Genomic DNA, 15865 nt, shown 5'->3' on the forward strand with positions numbered 1-15865 from the left:
ATGGCCCAAACCTCATTTTTTTCTACGCTGTTTACCACTGGGAGTAGTGCGACGGCTGGCGGCAATCTTATTGGAGATGTAGGAGATATTGGCGTTGGATTGGTTCAGAATCGAGGCAAGCAGATTGAGGGAACTTATAAAGTTGAACTTCAAAAGCTACTTAATGACCAAACCAAAACAAAAGCCGAATTAGATACCGAATTGGCCAAGTTAAATGCAAGTCGAGACGCGGCCATTGCGCAAGTAAACGCCGACAATCTCAAGTTATACCTGGGCTACGGCTTGGCAGCTATTGTAGTAATTGGCGTAGTAGTAGCGGTCGTAACTTGGATTCGAGACTAAATCATGTGGATTCCAATAGCCCTTGCCGCCTTAAACATTGGCGTTCAGTTATACACTGGTATTGCCAATAATCAAGCCCTAAAAAACGAGGCAAAAACTACGCTTGCAAAAGCTACGGAGGCTAACGAATTGGCCGTGATTCAGTCGGATGCCGCTTATTTGGCTGCTTTGTCCGAGTCAAATCAGAGTCAAGCGGAATTGGAAGCCCAAAAAGCAGTTACCGAAAAACGACTCAATAACTTGAAAACAATTTCGGTAGTAGTCGCCTTGGTTTCTGCCGTGATTATCATCGTCTATTTTGTCAAACGCAAATCTTTATACTAAAAATGACTGACCAAGAACGCATCGAGGCACTTACGACGAATCTGAAAGCGTCGTTAGCACTCAACAACTTGAGACAGGCACAACTTGCCGCGACTCAAAAGAAAAAATCAACATCTTTTCTCACCCGGGTCAAGAAATTCTTTTCCTAACCCATCAACTTTCACCTATTAACAGCTTACAATAATGGCATTTCAAACTAACCACACCGCCCCGGGTGATTTCGTGGCGGATGCACAACTCAAAGATGGTTCTAGCCTTGGTACTTGGTTATGGTTCAACTTAGGAAGTGGAACAGGTACACAAAACGTCACACTTCGTGCGCGTAAAATTGGTCGTAATGACCGTTTTGCAGTCGAGCGAAAATTAGGCACTGGCGACTGGACACTCGTGGGGCGTGAATCCCTTCGTATGTATGCAGAAACCGCGCCGCCGACGGCTGCTGATAACGCCGCCCCTGATGTATCAAAGACGTACACCAACATGCAAGCATGGCTTGACTACGTTGCAAGTACTGCCGAACTTCAAGCGCTTGGCTACGCTACAGGTGGGCCAATTCCTGCAACGCCAAACAGCTTTTTGATTCCATTCACAATGGATGCAAACGGTAAAGTCAAACCTTACTACGAACCGATTGACCCCGCGAAACAGCAGCAAGAATTGACTGACTTGTTAAAGTCGTCTTTGGTTTCTGCCAATTCACAATTCTTAGGAGCAAGTGCCACAGCTGATGCGCCTACTACGCCAACGAGCACCGCAATGAGCGTTGTGAAAGTAGTGTTGATTGTGTCGGGTATCGTTGGCTTGAGCGTTTTGATTTACAAGCTCGCTACAAAGTAGAAAGTGCAATTAGTTAGATAGTTCTTAAAAACCGACCTGAACCGTACTTAGGTAGGGTCGGTTTTTTTATTCCACGAATATTATGCTTTCAATCCCTGCATCCAATACGGTTATCTACGCAATAACTGGGCTAAAGCTCTTCACCGAGCCAAATCCTCTATCTGAGCAAGTCTTATTTGCTACTGATGTAAAAAATAAATACAACCCGTGGATTACAAAACAGCAAGTTGGTTCAACAACTGGGAACTCTGTTAAAACATCGACAGGCACTTGGATTGAAGTAACAACGAGACGTTGGAAAAAACGTGCATTTGATTCGGTAAGAGTCAATATCAATGCGTGGTTTAGGCTTGAAGACCAATTATTTTACACCGAAACCGAATCTAATGTCATTGAGCAAAAAACACTTGACGAACGTTTAGCTGAGGCATATGATACATTAGAGCCTCAATACAAAGCGGTGGATGTATATACCAATCGTGAAGGAATTACGATGTTGACGTTTGGTAACGGATACAAGGTGTCTATTGAAGACTATGAAAAATTGTCTTTGGTAGAAAAAAAGAACTTAGCAAAAAAAGCTGAGCCAATCGTAAGCCAAATTGTGCCGAATACAACAAATACAAATGTAAAATCGGCTACAATTCCAACATGGGCCAAAGCATTGCTAGTGGTTGTAGGAGTTACAGGCATTGGAATTGGATTCTATCAACTTTTTAAAAAACGTTAATTATGGCACTAACAGTTGGCAAAAAAGTACGCGTAAAAGCAGACGTGCCGCAAACAATTGCTTACGATTTCCCTGATACTATCAATGCTAATATCGTAAAGTATTTTAAGGCTGGTGAAGTAGTTGGGACAATATCAAAAGCAGAAATAGACCAAGGAGGTGACGGCGTAAATTACGTTGAAATTATCCTTACAAAGTACGTGATGGTTCCAGATGCCGAATATGATGTGAATATCGTATATGTGCCTTTTTCTGATATTGACATAATTTCAGAAGATGTTGATACCAATGATACAATCGTTTACGACCAAAATGGCAATAAGTTACCCGGTTCTGCTTATGAGTATCCTGATGCTATTCCTACTGGCGATGAAATGAATGGAAAACGAGTATTTGTTGTGAAAAAAGAAGCAGTTTCAACATCTCAAAATTCGTTTCCCACATGGCTAAAGTATGGTTTATGGGCGGTGGTTATTCTTGGAAGTGTAACGGCTTTGGCGGTGTTGTACAAAACCCTCTCGAAATAATATGGCAGCTTTCATAGGAGGCGCAATCCTCAAAACAAAAGCAGATAGCACAAATACCCCAAACGGAGCGTTTAAGGTTTTTGCATCGGCAAACGGCAAAGCAATCGGAACGTTGAAACCATCTTCGTATGTAGGGAGTTTCGTCCAATCGGTCGGTGAGTGGACACAAATTCGACTACGTAATCCTATCAGCGGAAATCAATACGGCTGGATTTTGTCCGACAAATTGGTTCAATGGCAAGCACCGTATAATTACTACATCCAAAACGGACGTACAGGGGTAAACGTTCGTAATGCTCCGAGCCTTACGTCAGGTGTTTTGAAGAAACTGAACGGTGGTATGTTGGCGGGAAAATCGGACGGATACAATGAAAACGGATTCGTTTTTCTTGCGCTCAATGGCGGTGGTTACGGTTGGATTAGTGCCGATTACATAACAAGAAGTAACGTAACCGCTCAACCTACAACGACTGGAACTGAAACACGTCCACCTGATTTATCAGCGCCGACGGAAACAAAAGACTATCGGCAGTTTTTATTGCCAGGTATCATTTTTCTTTCGTGCATCACCCTTTTAATGCTCGTTCGCTATGCTATCAAATTCCAAGAATAACGAATGGTACGTTCAGGCGTTCAAAAGCCGACCGTTTCAGTACCTTGTATTGGCCTTGGTGTTTTTGGTCATTGTCTATTTTTTTGGTAGAAAATCGGCTCTTCAAACTGCCAAACTCGACCAAGTGAACTTACCGAGCAATAGAGACGAAATCAATACCATTACACGCGAGCAATTAGAAGAACTAATCTCAGATTGCAAAACGTACTTTGATGACATTTCCCTTTTGCCTGGTTCGACTTATTACAAGGTCAAATTAATACAGAAACTGTTGACCCTGACAGATTACGAACTACGGTTGTTGAACAATATTTACAATAATCGTTATGTCCCGCTGAAAAACGATAACCTATACACTGAAATCGAAAACGATTGGTGGGGAACCGAAGGAGCGTGGAGAGATAAAATTTTGGCGCGGCTCCGAACCATTGGAGCTGGAAAAACAACGACTTAAATTCTTGTGTCATGGATATTACTCAAATCCTTACCAACATTGACAAACTGACCAAAGATGGGATTCCCTTAAATGTCGGTGTAGAACAAAAAACGCTGACGACAACTGGTACCTACCTGATAGTTGGTTTTGCTCTGGCTGGTTTATTAGCAGGTGGCGTCATGGCCCTAGCTTATACATACTCTAAAAAATCACGATAATGCTCATACTCCTTTCATACGTAAAAGAGAATCAAGCGGCATTTGGAGCAAAAGTGAGCCAAGTAGCGTCGAGCCTGGGCATTGACCCCAACGAATTGATGATTGTGATGTACAAAGAAAGTAAACTCAATCATCGTGTAGTCAATAGCCAGTCAGGCGCTACGGGGCTTATCCAGTTTATGCCATCAACCGCGCGTTCATTAGGCACCACGACGGCAGCGTTGGCCGCAATGTCAAACTTACAACAACTTGACTACGTTGAACGATACTTACGTACGTACAAAGGCAGAATGAAGCGATTGATTGATGTGTATTTGGCGGTTTTTTATCCTGCGGCGATGGGTAAAGCAAGTAATTATGTGATTGCAAAAAGCGGTTCAACAGTTTACAACCAAAACGCAGGGCTTGACATCAATCGAAATGGTGCGATTACAATCAGCGATATTGAAAGCTGGTTGCTCTCTCAACTACCCAAAGAGGCTCAAAATTATGAGTCAAAAAAAAAAGCAATCGGATAGTGTATGCCGTTATAGCGGTTGCGCTAAGTGTGTTCACATACATTGTGCTCACCAAAACAAACCTTAAACAGTACTTCAATGCGTAAACAAGCAGGTATTATTCAATTGGTAGCAGGTATTGTAGTGATTGTGTCAGGCTTGTTAGCGATGTATGCCAACTATCTTACCATTCAAGAACATTTGAAAAAGAACCCATGAAAAAACCATTTTTCACCTTTTCAATTCTTGCCTTAATCGTGGGTATAGCATCGGCGGCATTGTATTACTACCGAAACCTATACCCGCTCAACCGCAAACAAAATCGAACTTATAAAATCGTATAGCGATGGCTGAGGTTATTATCAAACGACGATACACAAACTATTTCTTTTACGACCCGAAAGAAGCTGAGGCGTTTAAGAATATTCGGACGGAGTTGATGAGTCGATATGGTGCTTTGGTGAAACAAGCTGTAACCTTGACCAATATTCCGTTGACGGTTTTTCAGGGAATCATCTTGATTGAAAACGCAAAACTTGACCCGAATTTCATCAATCCTTTTGGGTTCGTTGGCTTAGGACAAATTAATACAGACACGGCATCGGATGTGATTATTCGAGAAAAGAAAAAGAAACGCTTGAGCAACGATGAAGTGACAGTTTTGAGAAAACAGCTAGGCAACCGAATTGATGTATTGTTTGCGGCTGATGTTGACCCTAAAAAAGCAGGAAATCAGCCAATTGATTTGGGCTACTCAATCGTAAATAATACTGACCTGAAAAATGTAGAGTTCAATTTGTTGGTGTCAGCAATGTACGCGAGCCAATTGATTGATGAAGAAATTGAACGGACTTCCGACGGGGAATTGGTACGATTAGACAGGGTCATTGTTCGATACAATCAAGGGTACTATTACAAAGTGCCTAAAGCCATGACTGATACGCTGATTGCACAATTGCCACGAGAACCAAGAAATTATATCAAGAAAATGGCAGGTGCCAACGGGATGATGGAGACCCTTTCGTAACGATGATCATTGGATTTTGTCATAATGGTGAAAATGAACGCGTAAAAGGCAAAATAACCCAATGGTTTACGCAAACGCCCTATACGCACTGTGAATTATTCATTGAACCGCACGGGTTGGCGTTGTCAGCTCGCACGGATGGGAAAGGGGTCAGCTTAAAGCCTGCAAAAGAAGTACTGAAACGCAGTAGCAATTGGGATTTTTTGCTCGTTCCTACTGCCGATCGAAAGAAATTTAACGAGTGGGTAATGGCTGAAATTGGAAAACCTTATGACTACGGAGACATTGTAAAAATGGTTGTGCCACTTCCAATCAATATCCGTGAAAGTTGGTTTTGTTCGGAGCTGTGTTACATCGCGGCTCAAAAAAATGGAATCTATCATTTACCAAATTATCCAAAAGAATTAATACACCCTGGGGCATTGTATAAGCTACTTACGAGAGCTGGTGCGCAACCCGTGGATGCTTATTCAACTTTGTACCAATAGCCATGAAGAAAAAAACAATCCTTATTCTCTTCCTATTTGTCGTCATACTAGGTATTACGATTTGGTTCTTCAATGAGGCAAAAAAACAACGTGCCGAAATCGGTGAAAGGCTTGAATTGCCAGAGGCTTTACCTGCTATAGTAGCTCCCGTTGGTTTTGCGGGTGGTGGCGGTGGTGGCGGGGGAAATGGCGGGGGTGGTTATTCCTTCGGTATTTCAGTAGCCCGCGACCCGCAATGGTGGCCGCATACGTGGCGCATCACGCTTAACGAAAGCCAGGGCGCAATCCGAAATTTTACGATTATTTTCAAAACTGAGTCTGGTACTGAAATAAGCCGCCGAACGGTCGCAAATCACAATAGCTTTCTTACCCCGTTCTTGACATTTGTACCGTTCAATGATTTTATCAGTGCGGTGGGTACGTACAAAATGACAGTGAGTACCGTTGTCGGAGGTGTAACATACAATGCCGATGCCACGTTTACAATCGCAACCGACGATTTACCATCAGGTTATGCACTTCTTACGTCGGTAGCCCGCGACCCGCAATGGTGGCCCTTCACGCAACGGATTTTTTTGCACGAGTCAGTTAGAGGTACGCGTGATTACTTGTTGACGTTCAAAAACGGTAGTGGTACTACGATAAGTAGCAGAACCGTTTCAGGGCTGAACACAAGCACGGTTCCGTTCTGTACGTTTACGCCGAGCAATGAAGGAATTACTACCCAAGGCACGTACCAAGTTACCGTATCGGTAGTTGTGTCGGGTACGACTTACACGCACACTTCTAGTTTCTCACTCAACGCAGACGATTTTACCGTTGGAACGGGCGGTGGTACCGTTGGTTCAGGCACGACTACGGGCGAAATTGCAGGTTGGGTAGAACCGAATGACCCGAACGCAGATGTCGAAATGATTGTAAGCCCCACGCATATTACGGGGCGCTTTAAATTGGCAGGTGGTTCAGGTGCTTATAACATCACCGCGAAACTTGGCGCTGCTTCAGTAGGTTCGGCCAACAACGCCAACTATGGCAGCTATGTAGAATGCACAATCAACAGATTCTACAATCAGCAAGATTTGGCAGGGCAAACGTTAGCGTGGGAGATAGAAAAAAGTGGCGTAGTTACTACCGTTTCATTCTTCACGCCCGAAATGGTGTGTCGTGAGTACGAACCCAAAAAGAATTTCAACGGGCAAGCGGTGGAGTATCCCGACATTGTGGATAGAATCCTCATGCTTCGTTACACCAAACCATTTAATAGCGCTCGAATCAAATTAGAAGACGTGGGCGAAAATATGGGAATGGTGGCATTCTACTGGAAAGATGGAAGTCAGTATTTTGATGGAACGTCTTGGAATGGCTCAATTCTTAGCCCACGTCCCATTCCTGCCATGCGTCATTGTCAGGTTATCAAATTTTTGGTTGACCCTGCATTTGGCAATATCAATAATGCCGACAATAGCTTATTTCATGGAGCGCTTTCTTACAACAAACAAGGTAGTCGCCTCGAATTTTGGGTACGAACCGCCGCAAGTCAAAACAATAACAGCTAAAAATCATGCCAGCAACAATCATTCCCCGCGCCAATCAATGTTTGTGGAAAAATAATCAAGCAGTAGGTAAGTTAGCCGCTTATGATGATTTGGCCACGGTCAATCTTACGACAAAGTTTTTCGATAAGCCGTATGCAACTGCACAACGAAATGAGGCTCAACGTACGCGCATTGGCTATAATATTGACGCGTCAAAACGCCTCACATGGCTCTATGAAGAGGCCATCAAAAATCTTGTAATTGGAACTTTGGGAAAATCGGCGCCGAATGGTTTGCACACGCTAAGTAATGCCGAACTTGACCAAATTGCAACCAACATTGCAGGAATGTCAGGCGAATTTATCATTGCCGATTATGAACCTCACGACAATAATTACATCCCTTACGATACCGTTGGCGATGACTGGGTTTGGGTGTCTTACCAACACCCCGATAAAATCAGCTACATAAGCCAAAAAGTAAAACAGCTTACACAATCAGGTAATTTCTTTAGAAAGTTCCTAGATTGGTTTCAAGCAAAAGGATTTACTTTCGGGGGTAAATCGTTGGGGTTGATGACGAACAATGGCGTCTGGCAAAATGGTAATGTAAGCGTTGATGATTACATTGCTTACTACGCAAACCCTAATGCAGCTTCAAATTTTCAAGACGGAAGTTCTATTGCAAAATGCGGATGGGGCTACTCGTCGATTACTTACAAACCTGATAATGCAGGGGGAAGCGCCTACGCAGGAAACGTTAATTTTGGGGCTGTACCTAGTTATCTTTCCTCGTTATGTGGCATTAATAGAGGGTTGGCCAAAGACCCGTCGAAAGCGGTGTTGTACATACTTTGGCCTCGTGAAGACCAAGAACGCCTGAATTATCAGCAGACCCGTTATAAGCCCAAAGCCCTAGACAATAGTACCAATCCACAAGGATATGTACGAATGTTGGACAATCGACTCACGTATCCAACAAATCTCATCGCAGACAATACTTTTTGGGCAGCTTGTGTCCCAAACGTGGTTCGTCTTCATGCCTGGATATTGCCCAACTCCGAAGATCCGCAGGATATTCTACGCTATGCAAAGCGTAATTGGAATCACGCTTGTCAATCGTCCGTACTTCCCTTCGATTTGGTCAACTACGATGGGAACGATAATCCACCATGTCCAATATCTGGCCTTGATTACTACGGAGATGAAGCGATTGGTTTCAATGCTATCATGCAAGGGCTAAACCGTTTCGGATTGCATCAAGACATTTTGGATGGAACACAAACAGGAAGTTGCCCAAGTTTTGAGTTCAAACGTGATGGGGCAAGTACCTGGACTACTGTGGGAGCCATTTCCGATTTGTCTGAATTTGCCCGTAGTTGGAAGTTCAAACAACCAGTCTTAAAAGTATGGACTAAGCCGGGTAATAACAAACGCGTCGTTTTATTTCAGCACCCATTTGCTGAGGCGTATGAGCCAATTCAATACCGCGCTACAATAGGAGGTACTTCTTACGAATATACTGCCGAGGGCCTTAATACCCACGCTTTTAGAATTGATTAACCATGGCGAAAAGAAGAAAAGAAACGAAGAAAGAGTGGGTATTGATTATCCTATTTTTGCTCGTATTCGTGGTAATAATTTGGAGTTGGCTTTCAAAGCCCAAAGCTGAGCCAATAGCAATTGCAAACGTAACACCTGAACCGATGCCTGTACCAACAATCGCATTTGTTGGCGGCGGCGGCGGTGGCGGTGGTGGCGATTCCCCATCAATTGAATCAGGAATGATTGAGTTTGACGAAAATGAATTTAATAACGAAGAATTTGCATAATACATGAAAACAAAATTGATTCTTTCCCTTTCCCTTTTCGTAAGTATTATTGGTGTTGCTCAAGCGCAAGTTACAAAACTCCAAACCCAAGCTAGTATTGATAGCTTATTACCAAGCAATACCTCAAAAACTATTACGACAGCGCGTTTAAGAGCAGCATTTTCCAAAACCCTGAATTTCGCTGATGTCGCAAATATTTCCGGTATTAACCTTTCCAAGTTGGCACAAAGTGGCGCTACTACAGGGCAAGTTCCGAAATGGAACGGCTCTACGTGGGTACCGTCTGCGGATGCAGTAGGAAGCTCTCCAACTTGGGGAAGTATCACAGGCACACTAAGTACCCAATCCGACTTAAATTCGGCGCTTGCTGGAAAAGAACCACTCATTTCAGTTGGAGGGTTGGCCTTAAATAAAATCTCACTCTCAGGAGCTACCGAAGGGAATGTTCTTAAAATTAGTGGTGGGGTTCTTACTTATGCCACCGATGCCACAGGTGGTGGGGCAAGTGGAAATGTGATTTCTACTGTCGGGAATATTGCCAGCCTTAGAACTCGTCTAGGTGCTTATGCAGGAGAACTAGTGACAACATTGGGTTACTACACTGCAAATGACGGTGGTGGATGGGGGTACATTTGGAATCCGACAACACTATCAACTGACAATGGTGTTAACATTATTGATTCAAACGGGGCAGCGGCGGGAGCATGGGAGTTTGCCTATATGGGGTGGATTAATTCAAAACAATGCGGTGCGAAAGGCGACTACACAACAGACGACACACAGGCGCTTCAAAGAGGGATTGATTACATTGTTGACAAGTCTGGACGGTTGGAAATTTTGAGAGGAATTTTCAGAATAACGAGTGTCTTAAATGTTGGCACTCTTTCACCTGTTAGCAACCCATATACAGAAGTTTCATTCACTATAAAAGGCACTGGCCCCACATTAAACAATAATGCAACAGAGCAACAGTACACCAACGGAACGCTTATCCTACTAGAAGGTACTGGACATACGGCTATAATGAACGTTCGTGCGGGTGCTTCTCGTTTTGCAAAATTTGAGGATTTTACGCTCTCATGTGCGACAAAAGGAGGCGCAACACACGGTTTTCTTTGGTCGCAAACTATATTTTCACAGCATAAATTAGTTCGAGTTCATTCTTGGAACGCTACAAATGCCTTTTCTGTAATGCAATCAATTGGTGGAACTGGCTCAAACGGAGAGTTTTCACAGTTAGATTTCTGTCAGGGTTACGGAGCAAGCAGATTCTATTATATGGACGCTACCTCTGGTCAGGCGTTCAACCAACGTTTTAACGATTGTTCTGGAAGTGTCGATAATGCAGGCATTATGTTCGAGATTGGAGGTAGTGGTTTGGGGTATGGATTAGATATTACTAATTTCTCAACCTCTAATACTTGGAATCCTTCTACTGGAACTGGTATTACTCTTCTGAAAAACAACGGAATTTCTGGAATAGTAAACATTAAAGGTGGACGATTTGAGGCGCTGACGACACTTACAAGTTATAGCCTTGGTACTTATAATATGTCAGGTGCTGTAAATATAGAAAACGTGCATTTTGATGGTATGGCGTCAAAGTTAAGTCGGCCTTTTATTGCTGCAAGTTCTGGCAACACAGCCAATTATAATATCAACATTCATCAGTGCAAATTTTCAGCAACCACAAGCGACGCTACAGCGGATATACTACTAGGTCAAAACGATGCGACGAAAGTACGCATTACCCGTAGTCGTTTTGAAGGCTTTAAATCTCTGAATGTATCATCGTCCAGCGACGAAAGAGGCTCTGTAACTATAGATGATTTTTCTGAAATAAAAGACACTAGAACGGGCGATTGGATGCCACTTGCTAGAAGCTACAATTACCGATACCTAAATGGCTTGATAAGTCGTACAATTATTGGAGAACATATTGAGCAACCTAGCGGAATAGCCGAGAACCTTCTTTTACAAAGTAATTTTGGGGTAAATTCGGGGTCTGCGCTTGCGCCTTGGGGACATACAGGTGCAAGCACATTCTACGAAGTCCGTAAAATTGGATATGGAGGAGTTAATTTTGTCTCTCCCCACTCAATCCAAGCCATTTTCAGAGCGAACAGCGGCGTTTATCAAGAAATTGACGCTGCTACATTTTCACAACCAAAAAATACGTATTACTATCAAGCAGTAGTATCAACTGAGTATCAATACGGGGGAACAATCACTTTCTTGCTGAAAAACGCTACTACTGGTACTGTGTACGATACATACACCTTAACGGGGGGGAATAATCCTGTACCATCCGTGAAAACAATAGTAACCCTAGTTGCAACTGATGTCAATGTTGGCGGTAAGTTACGCTTAGAAATATTGAACAACCGAAGTGACTTAGGTATCCTTAACATATACAGTCAACACGTGGCTAAAAACCCAAATGCCTCGTTTGTAGCTACTTCAACATCAGCAATAACAGGCTATACAGATTGGTCACAGTCTAGCGATATGTTGCGAGTATATGGGCGCTTAATGATTCCGCACAAATCAGATGAAACAGGTAGTTTGGCAACAACGATTGCCGATTATGAGAATGTAGGAGGTTCAGAGTGGTATGTTTCCAGTACGACAGGACGAGCCAAATATAGGGCTTCAAGCGCATGGAATGAGCTTCCTAACACAGATTTTGGCACGGCAGCCCCCACGACCGGGTCGTGGCCGCGTGGATGGATTCGTTATAATGCAACCCCCGTAGAAGCTGGTACAGCAGGTGCAAAGTATGTCATTGAAGGATGGCAGTGCATCACTGCGGGAAGCCCAGGTACGTGGTTACAAAAACGTTATTTAACAGGGAACTAATTCTAAAACAGCAATGAAAAATCCATTAATCCTTATGCTAGGAATGGCGCTCGCTTGTGCCGTTACTGGCTATACACAAAGTACGCAGTCCGAAGCGCAAGCGGCGGTTGACTCGCTGTTGCCCTACAATACTACAAAAAGTATTACATCTAGTCGTTTGCGTCAAGCATTTTCAAAGGTGATTAATTACGTTAGAATTGTTCAAAATACGTTAGGAGGAAAGGCAAACTCAATTCACTCTCATGGATTGACAGATTTGTCACAGTCTGGCGCAACAAATGGTCAAGTTATTGGATGGGGTGGTAATGCCTGGATTCCACGTGATAAAGGCTTTGTTAGTCCCGAAGATTACGGCGCAATAGGAAATGGCACAGCAAACGATTTATCTGCATTACAAGCATTTTTCAACGCAAACAAAACAGGCAAGGTTGTTCTTACAAAAGGGAAGAACTACTTTATAGGCACTGGAACGCTTGTGATAGAGGGTTCAGGAAATGAATTAAATAGCCTTACAATTGAAGGATATGGCGCGAAAATAACATCTAGCAACCCTGCTACCACAGCAACCGTACTTTTTGACGATTGTATGAGAGTGTCAGTTCGTGGCCTTGAAATAGACGGTACCACCGATTTTGATGGTTGGTATTTTGGTGCCATGGAGGATTGCTATCTAAAAAGACTACGATTTGGTAACCAAAATTTAGACACGATAGATGAAACCTATTGGAGCGTATGGCGCCGCTGCAAAATTGCGAACGGGATTTATATACATACGGGAACGGCAGGGGATAGGACAGAGTTCAACGCAAATAGCTTTTATGACTGTAACATCTGGTTTGACACCTATGCTTTTCATATCTATGGCAATCAAACAGCTCAGAATTGTAATTTTTACAGTTGTGATATTTCGTACCAAACGGTTGGTCGTATGGAGATTGAGCAAGAACTACTCGACTCTCAATTCAATTTTTATTCGTGTTATTGGGATGATGATTTTTCTATCCCAGTGAACACTAAGAATATTGTGATAAATACCTACGGGTTTGGTAATAATCCCAATAGCGGAAATATTGGTAGCCATGCTACACTTAAAACAGGAAGTCAGAATGACGTAAGTAGTTCTTATGGAGGTCGAACGGGATCACGGATACCAAACTCATCCTACAATCTTATTGTGAACGGTGATATGAAGGCAGGAACTTCACAAATAGCATCGGATTGGGCCAGTATAAATGTACAAAATGGACATGGTGTGTATCGGAAGTACATTCGATTAACTGACAATACAAGTAGCATAAAAACGACAGAGTGGAAAGCGGTAAAAGCCCCGTTCTCTGGTTATTATGCTGTTACGATTATAGGGCGTAACGTAGGAGCCACAAACGTAGTATTCTCTAATGTGGTAAACAACGTAGATGTGTATTATAACCCCGTGTCGGTCAACGATGCAGCCGATTTTGTGGTGTCAACAGGCAAAGTTTTTTTGCAAGCTGGAGACGAATACAAGTTTAGGGTTTTTACTCAAGCAAGTGTAAATAATACGCTTGACATTGCCTATGTTGGCCTGACCTATGGCCGAACAGGTGGACTTACGACCGTTTCGCATCCAGAAGCAGGAGCCATTAAAACAATTGAAAGCTATTACGAAGGCGCTACGGCGGGGACGCTTTTCACGCTACCAATCGCAGTCAATGAGCGTATTTCGGCAAAATGCACCTGTTATGGCGCTGACCCTACTTACCCTGACGGGGCCACCTTCAATGAATCGGTGATTGTAGCAAGTAGAAGTGATACCCAGTACACGTATTCAATCACTCCTCAAACTACGGTGAAGACAGGAGCAATCTCAGCCGCTCCCTCTTTTAGCTTGACCGAAAGCGGTGGCGTACTATCAGTGATAGCTACTCCAAGCGATGGACTGATTAGGCTAAATTGTGAGTTGAAAGGAGTTTTTAAGCAATAATAACATGAAAGAACACATGATTGAATTCGTACAGTTCAACACGAAGTTGACGACGATATTGGCCGCGTCTATTTTGACGATACTGAAGCAATTTATTATTGAGCACGTTTTCTCAGATGTGCAGTTCCTGATAGGAATCACCCTGCTTTTCACACTCGATAACTTATCAGGAACCGTAAAGGCATTTGTAAAAGGAGAGTTTGACTTACCCACATATTTCAAAAAAACAATTGTAAAAATTGCTGCTTATGCGTTTTTCATTGGAGGTGTCGGAATCTTGCTGAAAATGAAAGTTGACAACCAAAAAGCAGAATGGATTCAGTGGGTTGATGATTATCTCTACATGGGGGTAGCGTTGGCAGAATTTTGGAGTATTGTGCAGAATATAAATGCTATCAGCCCTGGCTTATTACCATCTTGGATTACCAAATTATTCAAGGACGCTGCGGAAAAAGGCCAACTCTCTAAACCTACTTTTACGCCATGAAACGGTTATTCATTCTTGCATTTTTGTTCACTGGATGTGTAACAAAAAAACAAATACTTTCTGAAATAAGAAGTTACAAAGCGTCTCAAGATTCCATTCTCAATCACCAAAAAATAATGTACAGCTATGAAAAATCAAGGATTGACTCTGTGTATAATCACATTACTGACGATGAACTTTTGCGTCGGATTGATTCCATCACACGCCCAAAACCAAAAAATTAGCCTTGAAAGAGCGCAATTGATTGAACTGACAAAAAAAGCTGAAAAAGCGGCTTTGTACGAGTCTGAGAATACCAGTTTGATTGTTCAGAATTACAACCTTAAAGCTTCCGAGACAAACCTACAAAAGGAGCTTGAAGCAGCTCGAAACGATGCTGAAACATTCAGAAAACAGCGAAATCAAAATCGGTGGGCGTTAGCGGGGTTGCTTATCGCAATTGCAACCAGTATTGGATTCAAAATCAAAAAACACATTCGATAATGTTACCCGAAGAAACCCTTACATACGAAGATTGGATTGGCGTAGGTACCAATCCGACCAATACCAACACGACCACCGATACGTCAAGCCCATTTTTTAACATCAACGGCGGTGGTTCGTCGGGGAGTAGTAGCGGGGGAAGTTCGGCAGGAAGCGGCACCACTACCACAACAACTAGCCCGTTTTTCAACATCAATGGCGGCACGTCGTCGGGAAGTAGTGGCGGGATTTTTGGCTCACTGAGTTCATTGCTAGATAAAGCGTCGAGCCTGGCACTTACTGCACCGAAGCCCGAAGAGAAAAAACAGGAAGAAAAAAAGCCTGAAACCCCAACCGCCGCACCCGTGGCCGTGACAGTCCCCGAACCAGCGCCGACCATTAAGCCGTGGATGTGGTACACGGGAGCCGCCGTTTTAGGATTGGCCATTATTGGCACGTTTATTTATTTCCGAAACCGATAAATTTGAAATACAACCATGAAAAAGAAAACCACGACCACCAAACGCAAAGCGACCGCCCAAAACAAAAAATTTGGAGCCAAAGCAAAACGCACCAACGAACTTGCATTTACGCAAGCTTACTTGGACGGGAAGAAAGGCAACCGCATCAAGTCGCCTAAAGCCTACTTGAAAGCCGCGGCAAGCCGCGTTTGGAAGTAACTCAAACAA

The 15865-nt window shown here is 43.2% G+C and carries 20 protein-coding genes; all 20 read left to right on the plus strand.

Annotation, left to right across the window (positions count from 1 at the left end):
• The 20 genes from FHS57_RS23400 to FHS57_RS23495 all read left to right on the plus strand — a co-directional run bounded on the left by FHS57_RS23400 (position 1) and on the right by FHS57_RS23495 (position 15856).
• Complete coding sequence (locus tag FHS57_RS23400) at positions 1-342, plus strand: hypothetical protein (RefSeq protein ID WP_183977927.1); 342 nt, start codon at positions 1-3, stop codon at positions 340-342.
• A 3-nt stretch (positions 343-345) separates the two neighbouring features.
• On the plus strand, positions 346-666 hold the full coding sequence (locus tag FHS57_RS23405) for a hypothetical protein (protein ID WP_183977928.1): 321 nt from the start codon (positions 346-348) through the stop codon (positions 664-666).
• Between the two features lie 183 nt (positions 667-849).
• A complete protein-coding gene (locus FHS57_RS23410; protein ID WP_183977929.1) occupies positions 850-1503 on the plus strand; it encodes a hypothetical protein in 654 nt (217 codons plus the stop codon).
• Between the two features lie 82 nt (positions 1504-1585).
• Positions 1586-2233 (plus strand): hypothetical protein, encoded by a 648-nt coding sequence (locus tag FHS57_RS23415; RefSeq protein WP_183977931.1) that lies wholly within the window; start codon positions 1586-1588, stop codon positions 2231-2233.
• 2 nt (positions 2234-2235) lie between these two features.
• A complete protein-coding gene (locus FHS57_RS23420) occupies positions 2236-2760 on the plus strand; it encodes a hypothetical protein (RefSeq protein ID WP_183977933.1) in 525 nt (174 codons plus the stop codon).
• Between the two features lies 1 nt (position 2761).
• Positions 2762-3373 (plus strand): SH3 domain-containing protein, encoded by a 612-nt coding sequence (locus FHS57_RS23425; protein ID WP_183977935.1) that lies wholly within the window; start codon positions 2762-2764, stop codon positions 3371-3373.
• Positions 3351-3827 (plus strand): hypothetical protein, encoded by a 477-nt coding sequence (locus tag FHS57_RS23430; RefSeq protein WP_183977937.1) that lies wholly within the window; start codon positions 3351-3353, stop codon positions 3825-3827. The genes FHS57_RS23425 and FHS57_RS23430 overlap by 23 nt, the downstream gene beginning before the upstream one ends.
• A gap of 11 nt (positions 3828-3838) precedes the next feature.
• Entirely contained in the window at positions 3839-4027 is a 189-nt protein-coding gene (locus tag FHS57_RS23435) for a hypothetical protein (protein ID WP_183977939.1), read from the plus strand.
• Positions 4027-4545, plus strand: coding sequence for a transglycosylase SLT domain-containing protein (locus tag FHS57_RS23440; RefSeq protein ID WP_183977941.1), 519 nt, complete (start codon positions 4027-4029; stop codon positions 4543-4545). The genes FHS57_RS23435 and FHS57_RS23440 overlap by 1 nt, the downstream gene beginning before the upstream one ends.
• A gap of 325 nt (positions 4546-4870) precedes the next feature.
• Positions 4871-5551 (plus strand): hypothetical protein, encoded by a 681-nt coding sequence (locus FHS57_RS23445; protein WP_183977943.1) that lies wholly within the window; start codon positions 4871-4873, stop codon positions 5549-5551.
• Positions 5552-5553: 2 nt separating this feature from the next.
• Complete coding sequence (locus FHS57_RS23450; protein ID WP_183977944.1) at positions 5554-6039, plus strand: hypothetical protein; 486 nt, start codon at positions 5554-5556, stop codon at positions 6037-6039.
• A gap of 2 nt (positions 6040-6041) precedes the next feature.
• On the plus strand, positions 6042-7595 hold the full coding sequence (locus FHS57_RS23455; RefSeq protein WP_183977945.1) for a hypothetical protein: 1554 nt from the start codon (positions 6042-6044) through the stop codon (positions 7593-7595).
• 5 nt (positions 7596-7600) lie between these two features.
• Complete coding sequence (locus FHS57_RS23460; protein ID WP_183977946.1) at positions 7601-9136, plus strand: hypothetical protein; 1536 nt, start codon at positions 7601-7603, stop codon at positions 9134-9136.
• Positions 9137-9138: 2 nt separating this feature from the next.
• Positions 9139-9405 carry a hypothetical protein gene (locus tag FHS57_RS23465; protein WP_183977947.1) on the plus strand — a complete coding sequence of 89 codons (267 nt, stop codon included), beginning with the start codon at positions 9139-9141 and terminating at the stop codon, positions 9403-9405.
• A 3-nt stretch (positions 9406-9408) separates the two neighbouring features.
• On the plus strand, positions 9409-12264 hold the full coding sequence (locus tag FHS57_RS23470) for a putative phage tail protein (protein ID WP_183977948.1): 2856 nt from the start codon (positions 9409-9411) through the stop codon (positions 12262-12264).
• 13 nt (positions 12265-12277) lie between these two features.
• Complete coding sequence (locus FHS57_RS23475; RefSeq protein WP_183977949.1) at positions 12278-14227, plus strand: hypothetical protein; 1950 nt, start codon at positions 12278-12280, stop codon at positions 14225-14227.
• A gap of 16 nt (positions 14228-14243) precedes the next feature.
• Positions 14244-14714, plus strand: coding sequence for a phage holin family protein (locus FHS57_RS23480; protein ID WP_183977950.1), 471 nt, complete (start codon positions 14244-14246; stop codon positions 14712-14714).
• A gap of 126 nt (positions 14715-14840) precedes the next feature.
• Positions 14841-15197: a hypothetical protein gene (locus FHS57_RS23485; RefSeq protein WP_221225711.1), complete on the plus strand. Its 357-nt coding sequence runs from the start codon at positions 14841-14843 to the stop codon at positions 15195-15197.
• Positions 15197-15658 carry a hypothetical protein gene (locus FHS57_RS23490; RefSeq protein ID WP_183977954.1) on the plus strand — a complete coding sequence of 154 codons (462 nt, stop codon included), beginning with the start codon at positions 15197-15199 and terminating at the stop codon, positions 15656-15658. The genes FHS57_RS23485 and FHS57_RS23490 overlap by 1 nt, the downstream gene beginning before the upstream one ends.
• A gap of 15 nt (positions 15659-15673) precedes the next feature.
• Complete coding sequence (locus tag FHS57_RS23495) at positions 15674-15856, plus strand: hypothetical protein (RefSeq protein WP_183977956.1); 183 nt, start codon at positions 15674-15676, stop codon at positions 15854-15856.
• The last annotated feature ends 9 nt before the right edge of the window (positions 15857-15865 follow it).

Origin of the sequence: Runella defluvii (assembly GCF_014195535.1) — a bacterium.
GTDB classification, from domain to species: Bacteria; Bacteroidota; Bacteroidia; order Cytophagales; family Spirosomataceae; genus Runella; species Runella defluvii.

Bases quoted from the DNA above. Each gene is read 5' to 3' on its own strand.
- FHS57_RS23460 (WP_183977946.1), top strand. From the start codon at position 7,601: ATGCCAGCAACAATCATTCCCCGCGCCAATCAATGTTTGTGGAAAAAT.
- FHS57_RS23480 (WP_183977950.1), top strand. From the start codon at position 14,244: ATGATTGAATTCGTACAGTTCAACACGAAGTTGACGACGATATTGGCC.
- FHS57_RS23495 (WP_183977956.1), top strand. From the start codon at position 15,674: ATGAAAAAGAAAACCACGACCACCAAACGCAAAGCGACCGCCCAAAAC.
- FHS57_RS23445 (WP_183977943.1), top strand. From the start codon at position 4,871: ATGGCTGAGGTTATTATCAAACGACGATACACAAACTATTTCTTTTAC.
- FHS57_RS23470 (WP_183977948.1), top strand. From the start codon at position 9,409: ATGAAAACAAAATTGATTCTTTCCCTTTCCCTTTTCGTAAGTATTATT.
- FHS57_RS23430 (WP_183977937.1), top strand. From the start codon at position 3,351: ATGCTATCAAATTCCAAGAATAACGAATGGTACGTTCAGGCGTTCAAA.
- FHS57_RS23440 (WP_183977941.1), top strand. From the start codon at position 4,027: ATGCTCATACTCCTTTCATACGTAAAAGAGAATCAAGCGGCATTTGGA.
- FHS57_RS23485 (WP_221225711.1), top strand. From the start codon at position 14,841: ATGAAAAATCAAGGATTGACTCTGTGTATAATCACATTACTGACGATG.
- FHS57_RS23400 (WP_183977927.1), top strand. From the start codon at position 1: ATGGCCCAAACCTCATTTTTTTCTACGCTGTTTACCACTGGGAGTAGT.
- FHS57_RS23405 (WP_183977928.1), top strand. From the start codon at position 346: ATGTGGATTCCAATAGCCCTTGCCGCCTTAAACATTGGCGTTCAGTTA.
- FHS57_RS23455 (WP_183977945.1), top strand. From the start codon at position 6,042: ATGAAGAAAAAAACAATCCTTATTCTCTTCCTATTTGTCGTCATACTA.
- FHS57_RS23420 (WP_183977933.1), top strand. From the start codon at position 2,236: ATGGCACTAACAGTTGGCAAAAAAGTACGCGTAAAAGCAGACGTGCCG.
- FHS57_RS23450 (WP_183977944.1), top strand. From the start codon at position 5,554: ATGATCATTGGATTTTGTCATAATGGTGAAAATGAACGCGTAAAAGGC.
- FHS57_RS23435 (WP_183977939.1), top strand. From the start codon at position 3,839: ATGGATATTACTCAAATCCTTACCAACATTGACAAACTGACCAAAGAT.
- FHS57_RS23465 (WP_183977947.1), top strand. From the start codon at position 9,139: ATGGCGAAAAGAAGAAAAGAAACGAAGAAAGAGTGGGTATTGATTATC.
- FHS57_RS23490 (WP_183977954.1), top strand. From the start codon at position 15,197: ATGTTACCCGAAGAAACCCTTACATACGAAGATTGGATTGGCGTAGGT.
- FHS57_RS23425 (WP_183977935.1), top strand. From the start codon at position 2,762: ATGGCAGCTTTCATAGGAGGCGCAATCCTCAAAACAAAAGCAGATAGC.
- FHS57_RS23475 (WP_183977949.1), top strand. From the start codon at position 12,278: ATGAAAAATCCATTAATCCTTATGCTAGGAATGGCGCTCGCTTGTGCC.
- FHS57_RS23415 (WP_183977931.1), top strand. From the start codon at position 1,586: ATGCTTTCAATCCCTGCATCCAATACGGTTATCTACGCAATAACTGGG.
- FHS57_RS23410 (WP_183977929.1), top strand. From the start codon at position 850: ATGGCATTTCAAACTAACCACACCGCCCCGGGTGATTTCGTGGCGGAT.